This window comes from Pseudomonas fluorescens, from assembly GCF_012974785.1.
Lineage (GTDB): Bacteria > Pseudomonadota > Gammaproteobacteria > Pseudomonadales > Pseudomonadaceae > Aquipseudomonas > Aquipseudomonas fluorescens_BT.
This window is the reverse complement of the sequence record NZ_CP027561.1, coordinates 3,429,560-3,446,639: the sequence shown is the minus strand read 5'-3', so window position 1 is coordinate 3,446,639 and position 17,080 is coordinate 3,429,560. Positions and strand designations below refer to the sequence as shown.

14 protein-coding genes and 2 riboswitches are annotated in these 17,080 nt (G+C 60.2%); of the genes, 4 read left to right on the top strand and 10 right to left on the bottom strand.

From position 1 onward, the window contains the following. Nucleotides 1–16: 16 nt before the first annotated feature. On the bottom strand, nt 17–511 hold the full coding sequence (locus C6Y56_RS15360) for a DUF934 domain-containing protein (protein WP_169430607.1): 495 nt from the start codon (nt 509–511) through the stop codon (nt 17–19). Further along, nucleotides 495–2,153: a nitrite/sulfite reductase gene (locus C6Y56_RS15355; protein WP_169430606.1), complete on the bottom strand. Its 1,659-nt coding sequence runs from the start codon at nt 2,151–2,153 to the stop codon at nt 495–497. Before C6Y56_RS15355 ends, C6Y56_RS15360 begins: the two co-directional genes overlap by 17 nt. 525 nt (nt 2,154–2,678) lie before the next feature. On the opposite strand from C6Y56_RS15355, the gene C6Y56_RS15350 reads away from it, so the two are divergent. After that, nucleotides 2,679–3,752, top strand: a complete 1,074-nt coding sequence (locus C6Y56_RS15350) for an ABC transporter substrate-binding protein (protein ID WP_169430605.1) — start codon at nt 2,679–2,681, stop codon at nt 3,750–3,752. Between the two features lie 6 nt (nt 3,753–3,758). On the opposite strand, the gene C6Y56_RS15345 is transcribed toward C6Y56_RS15350, so the two are convergent. Beyond that, on the bottom strand, nt 3,759–3,977 hold the full coding sequence (locus tag C6Y56_RS15345; protein WP_065257810.1) for a DUF2970 domain-containing protein: 219 nt from the start codon (nt 3,975–3,977) through the stop codon (nt 3,759–3,761). A gap of 100 nt (nt 3,978–4,077) precedes the next feature. Continuing rightward, on the bottom strand, nt 4,078–7,788 hold the full coding sequence (metH, locus tag C6Y56_RS15340; protein ID WP_169430604.1) for a methionine synthase: 3,711 nt from the start codon (nt 7,786–7,788) through the stop codon (nt 4,078–4,080). A gap of 158 nt (nt 7,789–7,946) precedes the next feature. Here metH and C6Y56_RS15335 point away from each other — a divergent pair, with 158 nt between their 5' ends. The 3 genes from C6Y56_RS15335 (at nt 7,947) to nfuA (ending at nt 11,977) form a co-directional block, all read left to right on the top strand. Beyond that, a complete protein-coding gene (locus C6Y56_RS15335; RefSeq protein ID WP_169430603.1) occupies nt 7,947–10,241 on the top strand; it encodes a fatty acid cis/trans isomerase in 2,295 nt (764 codons plus the stop codon). A gap of 59 nt (nt 10,242–10,300) precedes the next feature. Beyond that, entirely contained in the window at nt 10,301–11,302 is a 1,002-nt protein-coding gene (locus tag C6Y56_RS15330) for an acyltransferase family protein (RefSeq protein WP_169430602.1), read from the top strand. 90 nt (nt 11,303–11,392) lie between these two features. Further along, entirely contained in the window at nt 11,393–11,977 is a 585-nt protein-coding gene (gene nfuA, locus C6Y56_RS15325; RefSeq protein WP_007959519.1) for a Fe-S biogenesis protein NfuA, read from the top strand. Between the two features lie 145 nt (nt 11,978–12,122). Here the strand turns inward: nfuA and cobM are convergent, their stop codons facing one another. The 6 genes from cobM to C6Y56_RS15295 form a co-directional block, all read right to left on the bottom strand. After that, nucleotides 12,123–12,869, bottom strand: coding sequence for a precorrin-4 C(11)-methyltransferase (gene cobM / locus C6Y56_RS15320; RefSeq protein WP_169430601.1), 747 nt, complete (start codon nt 12,867–12,869; stop codon nt 12,123–12,125). Between the two features lie 90 nt (nt 12,870–12,959). Beyond that, nucleotides 12,960–13,373, bottom strand: a complete 414-nt coding sequence (locus C6Y56_RS15315) for a cobalamin biosynthesis protein (protein ID WP_169430600.1) — start codon at nt 13,371–13,373, stop codon at nt 12,960–12,962. Then, entirely contained in the window at nt 13,370–14,071 is a 702-nt protein-coding gene (locus C6Y56_RS15310; protein WP_169430599.1) for a CbtA family protein, read from the bottom strand. The genes C6Y56_RS15315 and C6Y56_RS15310 overlap by 4 nt, the downstream gene beginning before the upstream one ends. 11 nt (nt 14,072–14,082) lie before the next feature. Beyond that, nucleotides 14,083–14,280: a CbtB domain-containing protein gene (locus C6Y56_RS15305; RefSeq protein ID WP_016983301.1), complete on the bottom strand. Its 198-nt coding sequence runs from the start codon at nt 14,278–14,280 to the stop codon at nt 14,083–14,085. Nucleotides 14,281–14,402: 122 nt separating this feature from the next. Further along, a riboswitch (cobalamin riboswitch) is annotated at nt 14,403–14,624 on the bottom strand. Between the two features lie 435 nt (nt 14,625–15,059). Then, nucleotides 15,060–15,923, bottom strand: a complete 864-nt coding sequence (locus C6Y56_RS15300; protein ID WP_169430598.1) for an IS3 family transposase — start codon at nt 15,921–15,923, stop codon at nt 15,060–15,062. Continuing rightward, a complete protein-coding gene (locus C6Y56_RS15295; RefSeq protein WP_169428789.1) occupies nt 15,920–16,213 on the bottom strand; it encodes a transposase in 294 nt (97 codons plus the stop codon). The genes C6Y56_RS15300 and C6Y56_RS15295 overlap by 4 nt, the downstream gene beginning before the upstream one ends. 605 nt (nt 16,214–16,818) lie before the next feature. Continuing rightward, nucleotides 16,819–17,028: riboswitch (cobalamin riboswitch) on the top strand. The last annotated feature ends 52 nt before the right edge of the window (nt 17,029–17,080 follow it).

The window sequence follows — 17,080 nt, the reverse complement described above, 5'->3', positions numbered from 1 at the left end:
TTTATGCCCCGGGGATTTACCGGCGACGGAACAGCGGCAGCGGTTCGTCAGTGGCGGCCTGATAGGTCACCGAGAAGTCCTTGAGGCTTTCAAGGGCGTCGTACGGGTCTTTGTCCGCGCGCAGGGCGAAGGCGTCGAAACCGCAGCGGCGCATGTAGAACAGCTGGTCGCGCAGCACGTCGCCAATCGCTCGCAGTTCGCCTTTGAAACCGTAACGGTCACGCAGCAGGCGGGCGTTGGAGTAGTTGCGGCCATCGGTGAACGCGGGGAAGTTCAGGGCAATGACCTGGAACTGGTCCACGTCGGCACCGATTTCCTCGGCTTCTTCGTCGGCGTCCAGCCACACACCCAGACCACCGTCGCGGGCCTTGAGCATGCGGCTGTGTTCACGCCACAGCTGCAGCGGGACGATCAGGTCGTCGCAGTTGCTGATCTCGTCGATGTTGAAATCCTTGGGCAGCAGGTGCCAGGTTTCGTCGACGACCTCGTTGTTCTTAATGATTCGCTGCATAGACGCGTTCCTTGAAGAGGTCGATGCCAATACGCTGGTAGGTGTCGATGAAGCGCTCGTCTTCGGTGCGCTGTTCCACGTACACGTCGATCAGTTTGGAGATCACGTCCGGCATGTCTTCCTGAGCGAAAGACGGGCCGAGGATCTTGCCCAGGCTCGCATCACGGCTGGCGCTGCCGCCGAGGGAGACCTGATAGAACTCTTCACCTTTCTTGTCCACCCCGAGGATACCGATGTGGCCGACGTGGTGGTGACCGCAGGCGTTCATGCAGCCGGAGATGTTCAGGTCCAGTTCACCGATGTCGAACAGGTAGTCCAGATCATCGAAACGGCGCTGGATCGATTCGGCGATCGGGATCGACTTGGCGTTGGCCAGGGAGCAGAAATCACCGCCAGGGCAGCAGATGATGTCGGTCAGCAGGCCGATGTTCGGCGTGGCGAAACCGCCTTCACGCAACTCGCCCCACAGGGTGAACAACTGGCTCTGCTCGACATCGGCCAGAATGATGTTCTGCTCGTGGGAGGTGCGCAGTTGACCGAAGCTGTAGCGGTCCGCCAGATCGGCGACGGCATCGAGCTGCTTGTCGGTGATGTCGCCCGGTGCAACGCCGGTCGGCTTCAGGGACAGGGTCACGGCCACGTAGCCCGGCTTCTTGTGCGCCAGAGTGTTGCGGGTGCGCCAGCGGGCGAAGCCCGGGTGTTCCTTGTCGAGGGCGGCCAGTTCGGCGTCATGATTGCTCAGCGCCTTGTAGTCCGGGTCGACGAAGTGTTTGGCGACGCGATGAACTTCGGCTTCGGTCAGCGTGGTCTGGCCGCCGCGCAGGTGTTCCATCTCGGCATCGACTTTCTGCGCGAAGACTTCTGGAGTCAGCGCTTTTACGAGGATCTTGATCCGCGCCTTGTATTTGTTGTCGCGACGGCCGTAGCGGTTGTAGACCCGCAGGATCGCGTCGAGGTAGCTCAACAGGTCCTGCCATGGCAGGAACTCGTTGATGAACGCGCCAACGACCGGAGTACGGCCCAGACCGCCACCGACCAGAACGCGGAAGCCCAGCTCGCCAGCGGCGTTGTGCACCGGTTCAAGTCCGATGTCGTGGACTTCGATGGCGGCACGGTCGGAGGTCGAGCCGTTGACGGCGATCTTGAATTTGCGCGGCAGGTAGGCGAATTCCGGGTGGAACGTGGTCCACTGACGAACGATTTCGCACCATGGCCGCGGGTCGATCAGCTCATCGAACGCCACACCGGCGAACTGGTCGGTGGTGACGTTGCGCAGGCAGTTACCGCTGGTCTGGATCGCGTGCATCTGCACGGTGGCCAGTTCCGCGAGGATGTCCGGGATGTCTTCGACTGCCGGCCAGTTGAACTGCACGTTCTGGCGGGTACTGATGTGGGCGTAGCCCTTGTCGTAGTCGCGGGCAATCTTCGCCATCATGCGCACCTGACGCGAGGTCAGTTGGCCGTAAGGCACCGCCACCCGCAGCATCGGCGCGAAACGCTGGATGTAAAGGCCATTTTGCAGGCGCAGGGGGCGGAATTCTTCTTCGCTCAGCTCACCTGCCAGATAGCGTCGGGTCTGATCACGGAACTGCTTGACGCGGTCCTCGATGATCCGCTGATCGTACTCGTCGTATACGTACATATAAGTCCTGTTCTCAGGCTTTGGGCTACTCGGAAAACGCTGCGTTTTCGCTTGCTGGAGTCCGATGGTGCCTCGGCAATTACGCGCGCACGGCCGCGCACTCCTTAATGGAGCCGGGGCAATATACCCGTTTGCAGTTATGCGCAAAAGTGATGTTTGAGTATATGTAAAGAACCAAATCGCCTAACAGGAACGAGTGTCAACTAACCCACATTTGTCGTGCGGACAATCATCGTCTTAACTGTGGTCGAGTCTTTCTGCAATCACCGATAAAACCGACAAGAGGCGATGCAATGAGCAATCCAACCAAGGCAAGGAAAAGCGATAGCAGTGTCGATGCGTGGGCCATTCTGTTCCTGATCATTCTGGTCGTGGGCACAGCGGTGTTCTGGGTCAGTCATCAATAAAACGACCTCTCCGGGCCCGTTTCCGACGATTGTCGGACAAAAAACGGGATCAGGCGCTAATGGCCGGCGATTGAATGGCTATAATGCGCGGCCATTTTTTCCGGGGCCCGGATGCTTCATGTTCAAGTTTCTCCACATCAGTCTGCTGTTGCTGAGCCTGGCCTTCGGGACCGGCGCGCGGGCGGAATCTGTGTTGTTTTTGAATCCGGGCTCCACCCATGAAGCGTTCTGGGTCAGCTATTCGCAATTCATGCAGGCTGCCGCCCGGGATCTGGGAGTCGACCTGCGCATTCTCTATTCAGAGCGCCAGCCCGAGCTGACCCTGGCCCAGGCGCGGACAGCCCTGCAGGGGCCCGATCGCCCCGATTACCTGATGTTCGCCAATGAGCAATACATCGCGCCACAGATCCTGCGCATGGCCAACCATAGCGGAGTGAAGCTGTTTATCGTCAATACCTCGCTGACCCCCAATCAGCAAGCGCTGGTCGGGGACCGGGCCGACCGGATCGGCAGCCTCGTGCCCAATGACGAGGAGGGCGGTTATCTGTTGATGAAGGAGTTGATTCGTCTGCATCCACCTGTCGCCCCCGGCAGCAGCATCGAATTGCTGGCGTTCTCCGGCCTGAAGATCACCCCCTCATCACAGTTGCGCGAGAAAGGCATGCAACGGGCGCTGGCCGAGCACCCTGAAGTCCGTTTGCGGCAACTGGTCTACGGCGGCTGGACGCAGCAGCGGGCCTATGAGCAGGCCCGTCAGTTGCTCGTTCGTTACCCCGGGATCTCATTGGTGTGGGCCGCGAACGACGAAATGGCCTTCGGTGCGATGCGAGCGGTCTCAGAAATCGGGAAAGTGCCTGGCAAAGACGTTCTGTTCAGCGCGGTCAATACGTCGCCCGCAGCGTTGCAGGCCTTGGTCGACGGGCGTTTGAGCGCCTTGCTCGGCGGCCATTTCACTCTCGGTGGCTGGGCGTTGGTAGAGGTGCACGATCATGCGCAGGGTGTCGACTTGAACCAGTACGGTGGTCGCGACCGGCAGATTCCCTTGTTGCAATTGATCGACAAGGAGCATGCCCGCCGAATGCTGGCCATGGGCGCGTTGCCGGACTACGGCGTGCACTTTCGCAAGCTCTCGGCGAAAGGCCGCCCGGCCTCGTACCGCTACCCGTTCGATTTTCAAACCCTGATGCACTGAGCCCGGTCAAGCGCCTGCCAGATGCACCACCAGTTGCACGATGCCAAACAGCGTCAGGGCGAACACTGCCGTGAACGCAATGCCCAGGAAGATGAAGTGGCTGGGCTTTCCATGGGTGAAGTCCCTTGCCCGGTTCTTGCCACTTTGCACCCCGAACGCCGCCGCCATGACGCTGTGCAGCATCTGCCAGAAGGTGGGTGGCTTGTTGTCGACTGGATCGTCCATAAATCCCTCGTCTGCCGTGTGTGTCAGACAAGCATAGTCAACCCATGAAAAAAGACCGCAGCCTGCGGGGCAGGCTGCGGTCTTTTGATCAGGCTTCTGCTTAGTTGTCGTAACCCAGGTTAGGCGCCAGCCAGCGCTCGGTCAGGCTCAGTTCCTGGCCTTTGCGCGAGGTGTAGCTCTGCACCTGATCCTTGTCGACCTTGCCCACGGCGAAGTATTGCGCCTGCGGATGGGCGAAGTACCAGCCGCTGACCGCTGCCGCCGGGAACATCGCGTAGTGCTCGGTCAGGAACACGCCGCTGCGGCCGGCGCGCATTTCCTGGGCCTCAGGGTCGAGCAGGGCGAACAGCGTGGCCTTCTCGGTGTGATCCGGACACGCCGGGTAGCCTGGGGCCGGGCGGATGCCGGAGTATTGCTCTTTGATCAGCGCCTCGTTGTCGAGGGCTTCATCCTTGGCGTAACCCCAGTGCTCTTTACGCACCTGCTGGTGCAGCCACTCGGCGCAGGCTTCAGCCAGACGGTCGGCCAGGGCTTTGACCATGATCGAGTTGTAGTCGTCGCCAGCGTCCTGATAGGCCTTGGCCACTTCTTCGGCGCCGATCCCGGCGGTGGTGATGAAACCACCGACGTAGTCGGTCACTTCGCTGTCCTTCGGCGCAACGAAGTCGGCCAGGGAGAAGTTCGGCTTGCCGTCGGTCTTGATGATCTGCTGGCGCAGGTGGTGCAGGCGGGCCAATGGCTTGCCGTCATCGCCGTACAGTTCGATATCGTCGTCGTGCACCTGATTGGCCGGCCAGAAGCCGAACACGGCACGGGCGCTGATCAGCTTCTCGTCGATCAGCTTGGTCAGCATCTCGCGGGCGTCCTTGTACAGCGAGGTGGCGGCTTCACCGACCACTTCGTCTTCGAGGATGCGCGGGAACTTGCCGGCCAGGTCCCAGGAGATGAAGAACGGCGTCCAGTCGATGTACTCGGCGAGAACGTTGAGGTCGATGTTGTCCAGCACACGGGTGCCGGTGAAGGTTGGTTTGACCGGCGTGTAAGAGGCCCAGTCGAACTGCGGTTTCTTGGCGATCGCGGCGGCATAGCTCAAGCGCTCGGTGCGGGCGCTGCGGTTGGCGGTGCGCTCGCGGACGTCGATGTACTCTTCGCGGGTCTTCTGGACGAAACCGGCTTTCAGTTCCTTGGACAGCAGCTGCGTCGCCACGCCCACGGCGCGGGAGGCGTCGGTGACATACACCACCGCGTCGTTGCTGTACTTGGGCTCGATCTTCACCGCCGTGTGCGCTTTGGAGGTAGTCGCGCCGCCGATCATCAGCGGAAGGTGGAAGTCCTGACGCTGCATCTCGCGGGCCACGTGGACCATCTCATCCAGCGACGGGGTGATCAGGCCGGACAGGCCGATGATGTCGCATTTCTGCTCCTTGGCCACCTGCAGGATCTTCTCTGCCGGCACCATCACGCCAAGGTCGACGATGTCGTAGCCGTTGCAACCCAGCACCACGCCGACGATGTTCTTGCCGATGTCGTGCACGTCACCTTTTACCGTGGCCATGAGGATCTTGCCCTTGGCTTCCGGCTTGTCGCCTTTTTCCAGTTCGATGAACGGGATCAGGTGGGCCACGGCCTGCTTCATCACGCGGGCGGATTTAACCACTTGCGGCAGGAACATTTTGCCGGCGCCGAACAGGTCGCCAACGATGTTCATGCCGGACATCAGCGGACCTTCGATCACTTCGATCGGGCGAGCGAACGACTGACGGGATTCTTCGGTGTCTTCGACGATGTGGGTGGTGATGCCCTTGACCAGCGCATGCTCCAGACGCTTGTTGACGTCCCAGCCGCGCCATTCTTCGGTCTCGGCTTCCTTGACGCTGCCGTCGCCCTTGTACTTGTCGGCGATGGCGAGGAGGGCGTCGGTGCCTTCCGGCGTCCGGTTGAGGATCACGTCTTCAACGGCATCGCGCAGTTCCTGCGGGATCTGGTCGTAGATTTCCAGCTGACCGGCGTTGACGATACCCATGGTCAGGCCGGCGCGGATCGCGTACAGCAGGAACACCGAGTGGATCGCTTCACGCACCGGGTTGTTGCCGCGGAACGAGAACGACACGTTGGACACGCCGCCGGAACTCAGGGCATACGGCAGCTCGTCACGGATGTAGGCACAGGCGTTGATGAAGTCCACAGCGTAGTTGTTGTGTTCTTCGATGCCGGTGGCCACGGCGAAGATGTTCGGGTCGAAGATGATGTCTTCCGGCGGGAAGCCGACTTCGTTGACCAGAATGTCGTAGGAGCGTTTGCAGATTTCTTTCTTGCGCGCTTCGGTATCGGCCTGGCCGGCTTCGTCGAACGCCATCACCACCACGGCGGCGCCGTAGCGCTTGCACAGTTTGGCGTGGTGGATGAACTGCTCGACGCCTTCTTTCATGCTGATCGAGTTGACGATGCCCTTGCCCTGAATGCACTTGAGGCCGGCTTCGATCACGTCCCATTTCGAGGAGTCGATCATGATCGGTACGCGGGAAATGTCCGGCTCGCCGGCAATCAGATTGAGGAAGGTCACCATGGCCTTCTTCGAATCGAGCATCCCTTCGTCCATGTTGATGTCGATCACCTGGGCACCGGCCTCGACCTGCTGCAGGGCGACTTCCAGGGCTTCGGTGTAGTTGTCTTCACGGATCAGGCGGGCGAATTTCGCGGAGCCGGTGATGTTGGTCCGCTCGCCGACGTTGACGAACAGCGAGCTGCGATCAATGGTGAACGGCTCCAGGCCCGACAGGCGGCAAGCCTTGGGAATGTCCGGAATCTGCCGTGGCGCGTAGCCGGCGACGGCTTTGGCGATGGCTTCGATGTGGCCCGGGGTGGTGCCGCAGCAACCGCCGACGATGTTGAGGAAACCGCTCTGGGCGAATTCTTCGATGACTTTGGCGGTGTCCACCGGCAGTTCGTCGTACTCGCCGAATTCGTTCGGCAGGCCGGCGTTCGGGTGGGCGGATACGTGGGTGCTGGCCTTGTCCGACAGCTCTTCCAGGTACGGACGCAGCTCGCGGGCGCCGAGGGCGCAGTTCAGGCCGACGGAAATCGGTTTGGCGTGAGCCACGGAGTTCCAGAACGCTTCGGTGGTCTGGCCCGACAGGGTACGGCCGGAGGCGTCGGTGATGGTGCCGGAAATCATGATCGGCAATTCGAAGCCCAGTTCTTCGAACACGCCTTGCACGGCGAAAATCGCGGCTTTGGCGTTGAGGGTGTCGAAGATGGTTTCGATCAGGATCAGGTCGGCGCCGCCCTCGATCAGGCCTTTGGTGGCCTCGGTGTAGTTTTCCACCAGCTCATCGAAGGTGACGTTGCGATAGCCCGGGTTGTTGACGTCCGGCGACAGCGAGCAGGTGCGGCTGGTCGGGCCGAGCACGCCGGCGACGAAACGCGGCTTGTCCGGGGTCTCGAGGGTTTTCGCGTCGGCGACCTTGCGCGCCAGACGGGCGCCCTCTACGTTGAGTTCGTAGACCAGTTCTTCCATGCCGTAGTCGGCCATGGAGATCTGGGTGGCGTTGAAGGTGTTGGTCTCGAGGATGTCGGCACCGGCATCCAGGTAGGCTTTCTCGATGCCGCCGATCACGTCGGGACGGGTAATGACCAGAAGGTCATTGTTGCCCTTGACGTCGCTCGGCCAGTCGGCGAAGCGTTTGCCGCGATAATCCTGCTCTTCGAGCTTGTAGCTCTGGATCATCGTGCCCATGCCGCCGTCGAGAATCAGGATGCGCTCTTTGAGAGCTTGCTTGAGAGCTTGAAGGCGGACGCTGCGATCGGACATTGGGGCTACTCGAAAAAGACCATGACTAAGGGGCCGGATCATAACAAACCTGCGCCGATTTAGAGCATGCGCGGCTTTTGCATGAATATCGCTCATGTTGGTACGGGCGTCATAACGGTAGAATCGCGGCGTTTTTCTTCAGGATCAGGATCAGGGACATGTCGTACCGCGTCATCAGCATTGCATTGCTGTTTTTAAGCTTTGGCGCGGCGGCGCAGAGTCCCGCTGTTTCTTCTTCTATCTCCTACACCCGAGACATCCAGCCGATCTTCACCGAGAAGTGCGTGGCCTGCCATGCGTGTTACGACTCTGCCTGTCAGTTGAACCTTGGCAGCGGCGAAGGCGCGGCCCGTGGCGCGAGCAAGATGCCGGTCTACGATGGCGAGCGCACCCAAGCTGCACCGACCACCCGGTTGTTCTATGACGCCTTCGGCAAACGCGCCTGGCAGCAAAAAGACTTTTATTCGGTGCTCGACGCCCAAGGCAGCCAGGCCGCTCTGATGGCACGCATGCTGGAGCTGGGACACAAAACGCCGCTGACACCCAACGCCAAACTGCCGGAAGAAATCGTGCTGGGCCTCAACCGCGAGAACCTTTGCGCGATGCCTGCCGAATTCGACGGCTATGCCGGCGCCCATCCGAAAGAAGGCATGCCGCTGGCGGTGACCGGCCTGACCGACCAGCAATACCAGACGCTGCAACGCTGGCTGGCGTCCGGCGCGCCGATCGATGAGCAAGGCCTGGCGCCTAGCGCTAAAGAGGCGCTGCAGATCGTCCAGTGGGAAAACCTGCTGAATCAGCCCGGCGCGCGTGAAAGTCTGGTCGGACGCTGGCTGTTCGAACACTGGTTCCTGGCGCACATCTACTTCAAGGACGGCGAGCCGGGGCATTTTTTCCAGTGGGTGCGTTCACGCACGCCGACCGGTCAGCCGATCGATCTGATTGCCACCCGTCGCCCGAACGACGATCCGGGCACCCAGGTGTATTACCGTCTGTGGCCGGTGCAGGGCGTGATCGTGCACAAGACCCACATCACCTATCCGCTGAGCGCGGCGAAGATGGCGCGGGTCAAGAGCCTGTTCTACAACGGCAACTGGCAGGTGCATGCGCTGCCGGGCTACGGACCGCAGAGCCGAGCCAATCCGTTCGCCACCTTCGAGGCGATTCCGGCGCAGGCGCGTTATCAGTTCATGCTCGATAACGCCGAATATTTCGTGCGCACGTTCATTCGCGGCCCGGTGTGCCGTGGGCAGATCGCAACCGACGTGATCCGCGACAACTTCTGGGCGCTGTTCCAGGCGCCGGAACATGACCTGTACATCACCGATCCGAACTATCGCGGCCAGGCCACGCCATTGCTGGCCATGCCGGGGCAGAACGACGATGTCGGCAGCGTCCTGAGTCTGTGGCACGACTACCGCAACAAGCGCAACAAGTACGAAGCCTTGCGCCGTGACAGCTACGCCGAACTGCCGGCGCCGAGCTGGTCGACCCTGTGGGCGGGCAACGACAACGCACTCTTGAGTATCTTCCGCCACTTCGACAGCGCTTCGGTGACCAAGGGCCTGATTGGTGAGGTGCCACAGACGATGTGGCTGTTCGACTATCCGTTGCTCGAACGCACCTATTACCAGTTGGCGGTGAATTTCGACGTGTTCGGCAACGTCTCTCATCAGGCGCAGACCCGCTTGTATTTCGACCTGATCCGCAACGGCGCCGAGCAGAACTTCCTGCGGCTGATGCCGGCCGATTCCCGCGAGGATTACCTCGACGATTGGTACCAGAGCAGCGGCCAGTTCAAGATGTGGCTCGATTACGAGTCTATCGACGACGACAAGCCGACCGCGCTGAAACTCGACGAGAAAGACCCGAAACACGATTTCGCCATGCAGCTGCTTGCCCGTTACGGTGACCTCAACGCACGGCCCGATCCGATCAACCGCTGCGTGGATGCCTACTGTTCGCGGCCGAACATCGACCCGGCGCTGCAAAACGCCGAGCAGGCGCTGAGCCGCCTGACGGCGCGTCCGGCGGCGGGGCTGAAGGTGATCGATCAATTGCCGGAAGCCACGATGCTGCGCATCGAAACCCGCAGCGGCCAGCGTGAGGTCTACAGCCTGCTGCGTAACCGGGCCCACAGCAACGTGGCGTTCCTGCTGGGCGAGTCGCTGCGCTATCAGCCGGGGCTCGACACCCTGACCATTTATCCGGGCGTGCTCAGCAGTTATCCGAATTTCATGTTCAACATCCCGGCAGATCAGGTGCCGGCGTTTGTCGATGCCATGGAAAGCGCCAAGGATGCGCCGCAGTTCGAGAAAATCGTCGAACGTTGGGGCATTCGCCGCAGTCATCCGCAGTTCTGGTTCTATTTCCACGATCTTAGCCAGTACATCCATGAAACCGACCCGGTGGAAGAGGGCGTGCTGGACATGAACCGGTACGAGAATCTTTGATCGTTTGAGCGATGGCGATTGTCCCAATCCTGTGAAGTAAGGGATCGGGAGCGCCATCGATGTTGATTTCAGTGCAGGCCCTGCGAGCGCTCGCCGCGTGGGCGGTGGTCTGCCATCACTTCATGCAGATTTTCTTCGACTTCGAGGCGCGCGGGCCGATAGGGCAGTTGTTCATCGACAAGGGTGCCGTGGGTGTCGATATCTTTTTCGTGATCAGCGGGCTGGTGATCTTCCTGTCCACTGAGGGCAGGTCGCTGCCGCCTGCGCGGTTTCTGCTGTATCGACTGTTCCGTATTGTCCCGGCGTATTGGCTCTACACCGTGCTGATGGCGCTGCTGGTGGTGTTTGCCCGGCCGCTGCTGCCGGATCAGACGGTGGACTGGCGTCATTTGCTGCTGTCGTTGCTGTTCATCCCGACCGAAAACCCCGGCGGCTACGGGATCTACCCAACCCTGAATGTCGGCTGGACGCTGAATTACGAAATGCTGTTCTACGTGTTGTTCGCCTGGGCACTGTTGTTTCGACTGCAAGTCCGTTTGCTGGTGGTCGCGGCGCTGCTGTTTGCGGTGTGCCAGACCTGGACCGGGTTTGGCTGGGTCAGCGAGTTTTATCGCTCGGATATCGTCTATGAATTTCTGCTCGGGATCGGTATCGGCATGCTGTATCGCAAGGGCTGGATCGCACAGGGCTTGTGGATGCCGCTGACGGGGATCGGCGCGGCGTTACTGGCGATCTATTATCTGCCGCCAGCGCCCAGGCTGCTGAACTGGGGGGCGCCGAGCGCGGTGCTGGTCATGGCGTGTATGGCGCTGGAGCGGCATGTTGAACGCAACCGAGTGCTCAAGCTGCTGGGCGACTGTTCCTACTCGGTTTATCTGATGCATGTTCTGGTGCTGTCTGCTGGCGGATTTGTGGCCCATCGCTTCGGGATCAACCCCTATTTGATGTTCATCCTGTGTGCCGTGGCGATTGGCGTGGGTTCCTGGCTGAGTTATCACTGGGTGGAAAAGCGCAGTTATCAATGGCTTAGAGCGCGTATCGACGGCAAACCTGCGGATTAGGCGATTGTGAACTATTCCTACGAAAATACTGGGACTTTGTGCCGCGCGCCGATTGGCGTAAACTCCGCCTCAAGCCTGCGAGGAGTTTCCATGACCGCTATTACCATTACCGACGCCGCCCACGATTACCTGGCCGATCTGCTGTCCAAGCAGAACACCCCGGGCATCGGCATCCGCGTTTTTATCACCCAGCCTGGCACCCAGTACGCCGAAACCTGCATTGCCTATTGCAAGCCGGGCGAAGAGAAACCTGAGGACACCGCGCTGGGGCTGAAAAGCTTCACTGCCTACATCGACTCGTTCAGCGAAGCGTTCCTCGATGATGCTGTCGTCGACTACGCCACCGACCGCATGGGCGGCCAGCTGACCATCAAGGCGCCGAACGCCAAAGTCCCGATGGTCAACGCCGACAGCCCGATCAACGAGCGCATCAACTATTACCTGCAAACCGAAATCAACCCGGGGCTGGCCAGCCACGGCGGTCAGGTCAGCCTGATTGATGTGGTTGAAGACGGCATTGCCGTGCTGCAGTTCGGCGGCGGTTGCCAGGGCTGCGGCCAGGCGGACGTGACCCTGAAGGAAGGCATCGAGCGCACCTTGCTCGAGCGCATTCCGGAGCTCAAGGGCGTTCGCGACGTGACCGACCACACGCAGAAAGAAAACGCCTACTACTAAGGTGTTCGCTGCGAGACAAAAAAAACGGCGCCCCGTGAGCGCCGTTTTTTTATGCGTGAGATTCAATGACGCCTTCGCGGGCAAGCCCGCTCCCACATTGGATCGCATTCCAAATGTGGGAGCGGGCTTGCTCGCGAAAGAGCCGTCATGGGCGGTAAAGATGCGCATGCCCCGCGCGATACAGTGAAGATTCACTGAAATGATCGCTGCCCAGCACCCGACCCACCAAAATCAATGCCGTACGCCGAAACCCTTTGGCCGCCACCTTCTCGGCAATGTCCTCCAGCGTCCCGACCACCCAGTCCTGATCCGGCCACGTCGCCCGGTGAATCACCGCGATCGGGCAATCCGCGCCGTAATGCGGCAGCAGTTCAGCCAGGATTTTCTCCAGATGATTGACCCCCAGATGTATTGCCATGGTCGCCCCGTGCTGCGCCAGATTGCCGAGTTCCTCGCCGACAGGCATCGCGGTCTTGTCCGCGTAGCGGGTCAGGATCACGCTTTGCGAGATGTCCGGCAGGGTCAGTTCGGCGCCCAACAGTGCGGCGCACGCGGCGGTGGCGGTTACGCCGGGGATGATCTCGAACGGAATATCCAGCTCGCGCAGATAACGAATCTGCTCGCCAATGGCGCCATACAGGCTCGGATCACCTGAATGCACCCGCGCCACATCCTGGCCGTTGGCGTGGGCTGTCTTGATCAGCTCGATGATCTGTTCCAGGTGCAGTTCGGCGCTGTTGACCACGGTTTCAGCACAATGACCTTCCAGCACCGCCGTCGGCACCAGCGAACCTGCGTAGATGATCACCGGGCAGCTGCGGATCAGCCGCTGGCCTTTGACAGTGATCAATTCCGGGTCGCCGGGGCCGGCGCCGATGAAGTAGACGGTCATCGTTGGATCCTGTGAAAGTCGGGCAGGTGGGGCTTCAGAAGCACTTCAGATGAAGAATGCTCATGATCGAAAGCGAGGATTATCGGGAATTTACGCCGCGCCGGCCAATGCGAGAGTTGCCTGAGCGTACTTTTGCCGGGAAATCAGCAGTTTCGCCGGTGCTTGAATCAGTTGTTCGGCGAGCGCCAGTGCAGCGCTTTCCGCCACGCCGTAGCAACCGGTGCGTTCGAAGGCGATCTGTGAATGGTGGCTCAAGCGTTGCTGATAACTGGCCAATTCCTCGCTGCTGAAATACAGCAACGGCAGCGCCAGTTGGGCGGCGAGTTCTTGCAGGCCGGGTTCATCGCGCTTGAGGTCGATGCTGGCCAGCGCCTTGACCTTCCCAAGGTCAATCCGATGCGCCTGCAAGGCCTGGTCAAGCAAGGCGCGCAGCGTGCTGGCCGGGCAGCCGCGCTGGCAGCCCAGGCCGACCACGAAGGTCGGCGCTGCGCTGTCATCGGTCATGCGTGGTACTGACCTTCGCTTTTACGGCGGAACAACCAGGCGCTGATCAGGCCCAGAGCCAGCCAGAACGCGACGTTGGTCAGCTGCGAAGCGATTTTGAACTGGGCTTCCAGTGCTTCCGGGGCGAGCATCGAGTGCACGTCCGGTTGCGGTGCGCCGATCACATGCGGCACGGCAAGGATCGCCACACCGAGGATCTTCAGCAGCCAGTTGCCGCCAAACGCGATCAACGCCAGGCCGACAGCGGTCGATGCGGCGGTGCCGATCCACCACATTTGGCGCGACGCCAGATCAGCTGCAGCAGTGCCCGGCAGTTCAGGCGGCAGGCCCATGGTCGGTGCAAGCACGAAAGTTGCGTAACCGGCCAGACCCCAGAGCAGACCTTGTGAGGTCTTGGTCGGCGCACGCAGGGTGTACAGACCGGCCAGCATCAGAGCGAAACCCACGGCGACGACCAGATTGCCACCGGTGGTGGACACCACACGCTGCCAGCCGTCTTCCGGTTCCCAGGCTTCGGCATCGTGGGTGTGAGCGGCGGTGCCGGCGGCGTGTTCGTGGACTTCGGCCACCGGTTCGGATTTCTCGTAGGTTTCGGCTTGAAGAATCAGTGGCGAAACCCAGAAGCTTTGCAGCAAGGTCAACAGCAGGGCGGCCAGAAGTCCGGTGAAACCTGCGGTCTGCGCAATACGCTTGATCATGTCGTCAGGTCTCAGTGGCACGGGAACGCAGCGCTGTGGCGGGTATCGTGCGCGGCGTTGTGCACCGCTTCAATGTGCGAGAAACCGGCGAAGTAGACCAGGCTTGCGCCCAGGATCGACGCGAAGATCGCAGCGGTCAGGCGTTGGCTCAGGGTGGTGGTGCTGGAGATTTTGTCCGTATTGCTGCCGGTGCTGCTGATGATCGACATGGCGCTTCCCTCTGGAGTGTCAGCGGGTGAATGGAGCGCATGAAAACCCCTGCGAGTCGGGCACGCAGAGGTTCGAACAGCGCCCGCCCACCGCGGGTTTGTTATGTTCAGTGACGCAAGATGCGTACTGTGTGTTGCGGGCCGGTCTCCGGGCTCACGAGGGGTTGGCGTCTGGCCGACCTGCAAGCGTCACCTTCCCATGCCCTTGGGCACAGTGGATCTGACGCTTCGCTCGCTTACCGTTGCGGGGGCAGCACCGGACTGACATGGCTTTAGAGTAAAGCACATGATTCACCGGTTTCCCGTTTCACCCTGTGAAGGGCACCCGTAACAAGTTGTGTAGGAGACCATGGGTTGGGGAATATAGTCAATTTTTGGGCAGATCCGTTGCTGCGGTAACGGCCACTTAGGGTTCCGCCCTTACGGCGGGTCACTTTGGCAAACGCCGGAATGCCGGCCCAGCCCAAAGTAACCAAAGGTCTTGAGCCCTGACGTACGGCCCTCGCTGTGGCTCGGGTTCCTTCGCTCCGGGATTGATCCGGGGGCATCGCCTACGGTTTGCTTCGCTGCACCTCCTCTCGATGCATGCGGCTGCGCCGCACGGTCGCTGCGCTCCCACCCCCGGATCAATCCCTCCACTCAGCCTGCCGACGGGCCCTGCGATCAAAAACGGTGCTCGAGCTAACGCTCATGGTTTGAGTGGGGGGAGCAGGGCGTGTTTGGCTTTGGTTTTGTTGTGGGTTGGACCTGCCCCATCACAACGGACGCCAAGAAGCTGGCTATTTAGCCGCCTGCCTTAAGACCCTGGCGTATTCGTTCGGAGAACGGTACCCCAAGGCAGAGTGCAGTCGGCTGCTGTTATAAAACCCATGGATGTAGTTAGCGATTGATAGTTGAGCCAGCCTCTTGCTGGGATAGACGCCATACGCCTCCTCCCTTTTCAGAGTAGCGAAAAAGCTCTCAGCCACTGCGTTATCCCAACAATTTCCCTTTCGACTCATGCTTTGCGTGAAGTCTTTCTTGGCCAAGGCCAGTCGGAATTTGCTACTCGCATACTGACGCCCTTGGTCGGAATGAAAAACCACACCACTAGAGCCGGAACAGGCGCTCCAGGCATTCAGGAAGGCATTCTCGACCAAATCGTCGGGCATCCGATCCGACAGGCTATAGCCCAATATTTGGCGCGTCTGAATGCTCAAAACCACTGCGAGATACAACCAACCTTCTTTGGTTGAGATATAGGTGATATCACTGACCCAAGTCGGTGTGGGGTTATCGATGGAAAACTGACGAGCGAGCAAATTTCTCGCAACAGGCAAGTAGTGGTGACTGTCGGTGGTACGGGGCTTGAAACCGCCTTTGGATCTACCACGTATGCGTTCTTCGTGCATCAGCCGGCTCACTCGCTTGTGGCCCACTGTATGCGCTTTTCGCCGTAAGGCCTCGACCAGCCGTGGTCGGCCATATGTATTTCGGCTGGCCATATAAACCTTACGCAAATCAACGCGAATCTGCGCATCCCGATCTGGACGCTCCTCGCGATGCTGGTAGTCGTAAAAACCTGAAATCGAAACATCCATCACCCGACACAGCATGCGCACCAGGAAGTGAGCCCGTTCAGCAGCGACGAAGGCGTATCTCACCTGGACTCTCTGGCAAAGAATACCGCCGCCTTTTTTAGGATTTCGCGCTCCATCTTGAGTTCGGCCACCTCCGCTCGCAAACGCGCAAGCTCGCTGTCTTCTTTGGTGATGGCTTTGCGTTCTGGAGAACTCAACGGTAATCCCTTGCGCGCAGCATCAACCCAGTTATCGAGCGTTTTCACGGACATCTCGAGCTGACGTGCGGCTTCGGTTCTACCAACGCTTTCCGCGAGTGCGATAGCTTGAGCCTTGAACTCATCGGTGTAGTTACGGCGAGTGCTTGGGTACATGGCAACCTCCAAGATAGCGATTTAAGTATCGCTTCTTGGCGTCCGTTGTCACGGGACAGGTCCAGGTTTACCCCTCACCCCAGCCTTCTCCCCAAGGAGAGGGAGCCGATTTGTGGGCTTTTCAAAACTTGAGTTCGACTCGGTATTGCAAGTCGGCACAACTCTCCCAATCAACTCGGTCGGTTCCCTCTCCCTACGGGCGGTCCGACGTTTCGGGAGGGCTAGGGTGAGGGGCTCTTGATCTGGCTCTTGATCTGGCTCTTGATCTGGCTCTTGATCTGCTTTTGATCTTTAGCCCCTTCGGCAGGCCGAGCGGAGGTGTCCATCAGGGGGTAGGCGCGCAGCGCCGTGCGGCGAAGCCGCATACATCGAGAGGAGGTGCAGCGAAGCAAACCGTAGGCGATGCCCCCTGATGGACACCGTAGCGAGGGAACACTGAGCCTAGGCGAAGTGCCGTACGCCGGGGCAAAAGCCTTTTGCTTACTTTTCGGCGTTTGGAAAAGTGAGTCGCTGTAAGAGCGAAACCATAAGAAGCCGTTACCGCAGCAACGGATATGCCCACAAAACCAAAAAGCACCAACCATTGACCCATCACGAACCCATGCGTAGCCTTGCGCTTTCGAGGTTCTTCGGCCCACGTCGAAGCTAAGAAGGGAACGCGGTCCAAGCCGCGGCTGCCCCCGCAACTGTGAACGGTGCTGTTCGCTGCCACGCCACTGCCAACTCAATCCAGAGCCAGCGGGAAGGCGCAGCTAACCCCGGGCCAAGGCCCGAACACCGTCAGCCAGGAGACCTGCCTCGTCACAGATTCTCACTTTCAACCGGGCGGGGTGATCCGGTGGCGAACTCTCCAGGCACGCACCCGCG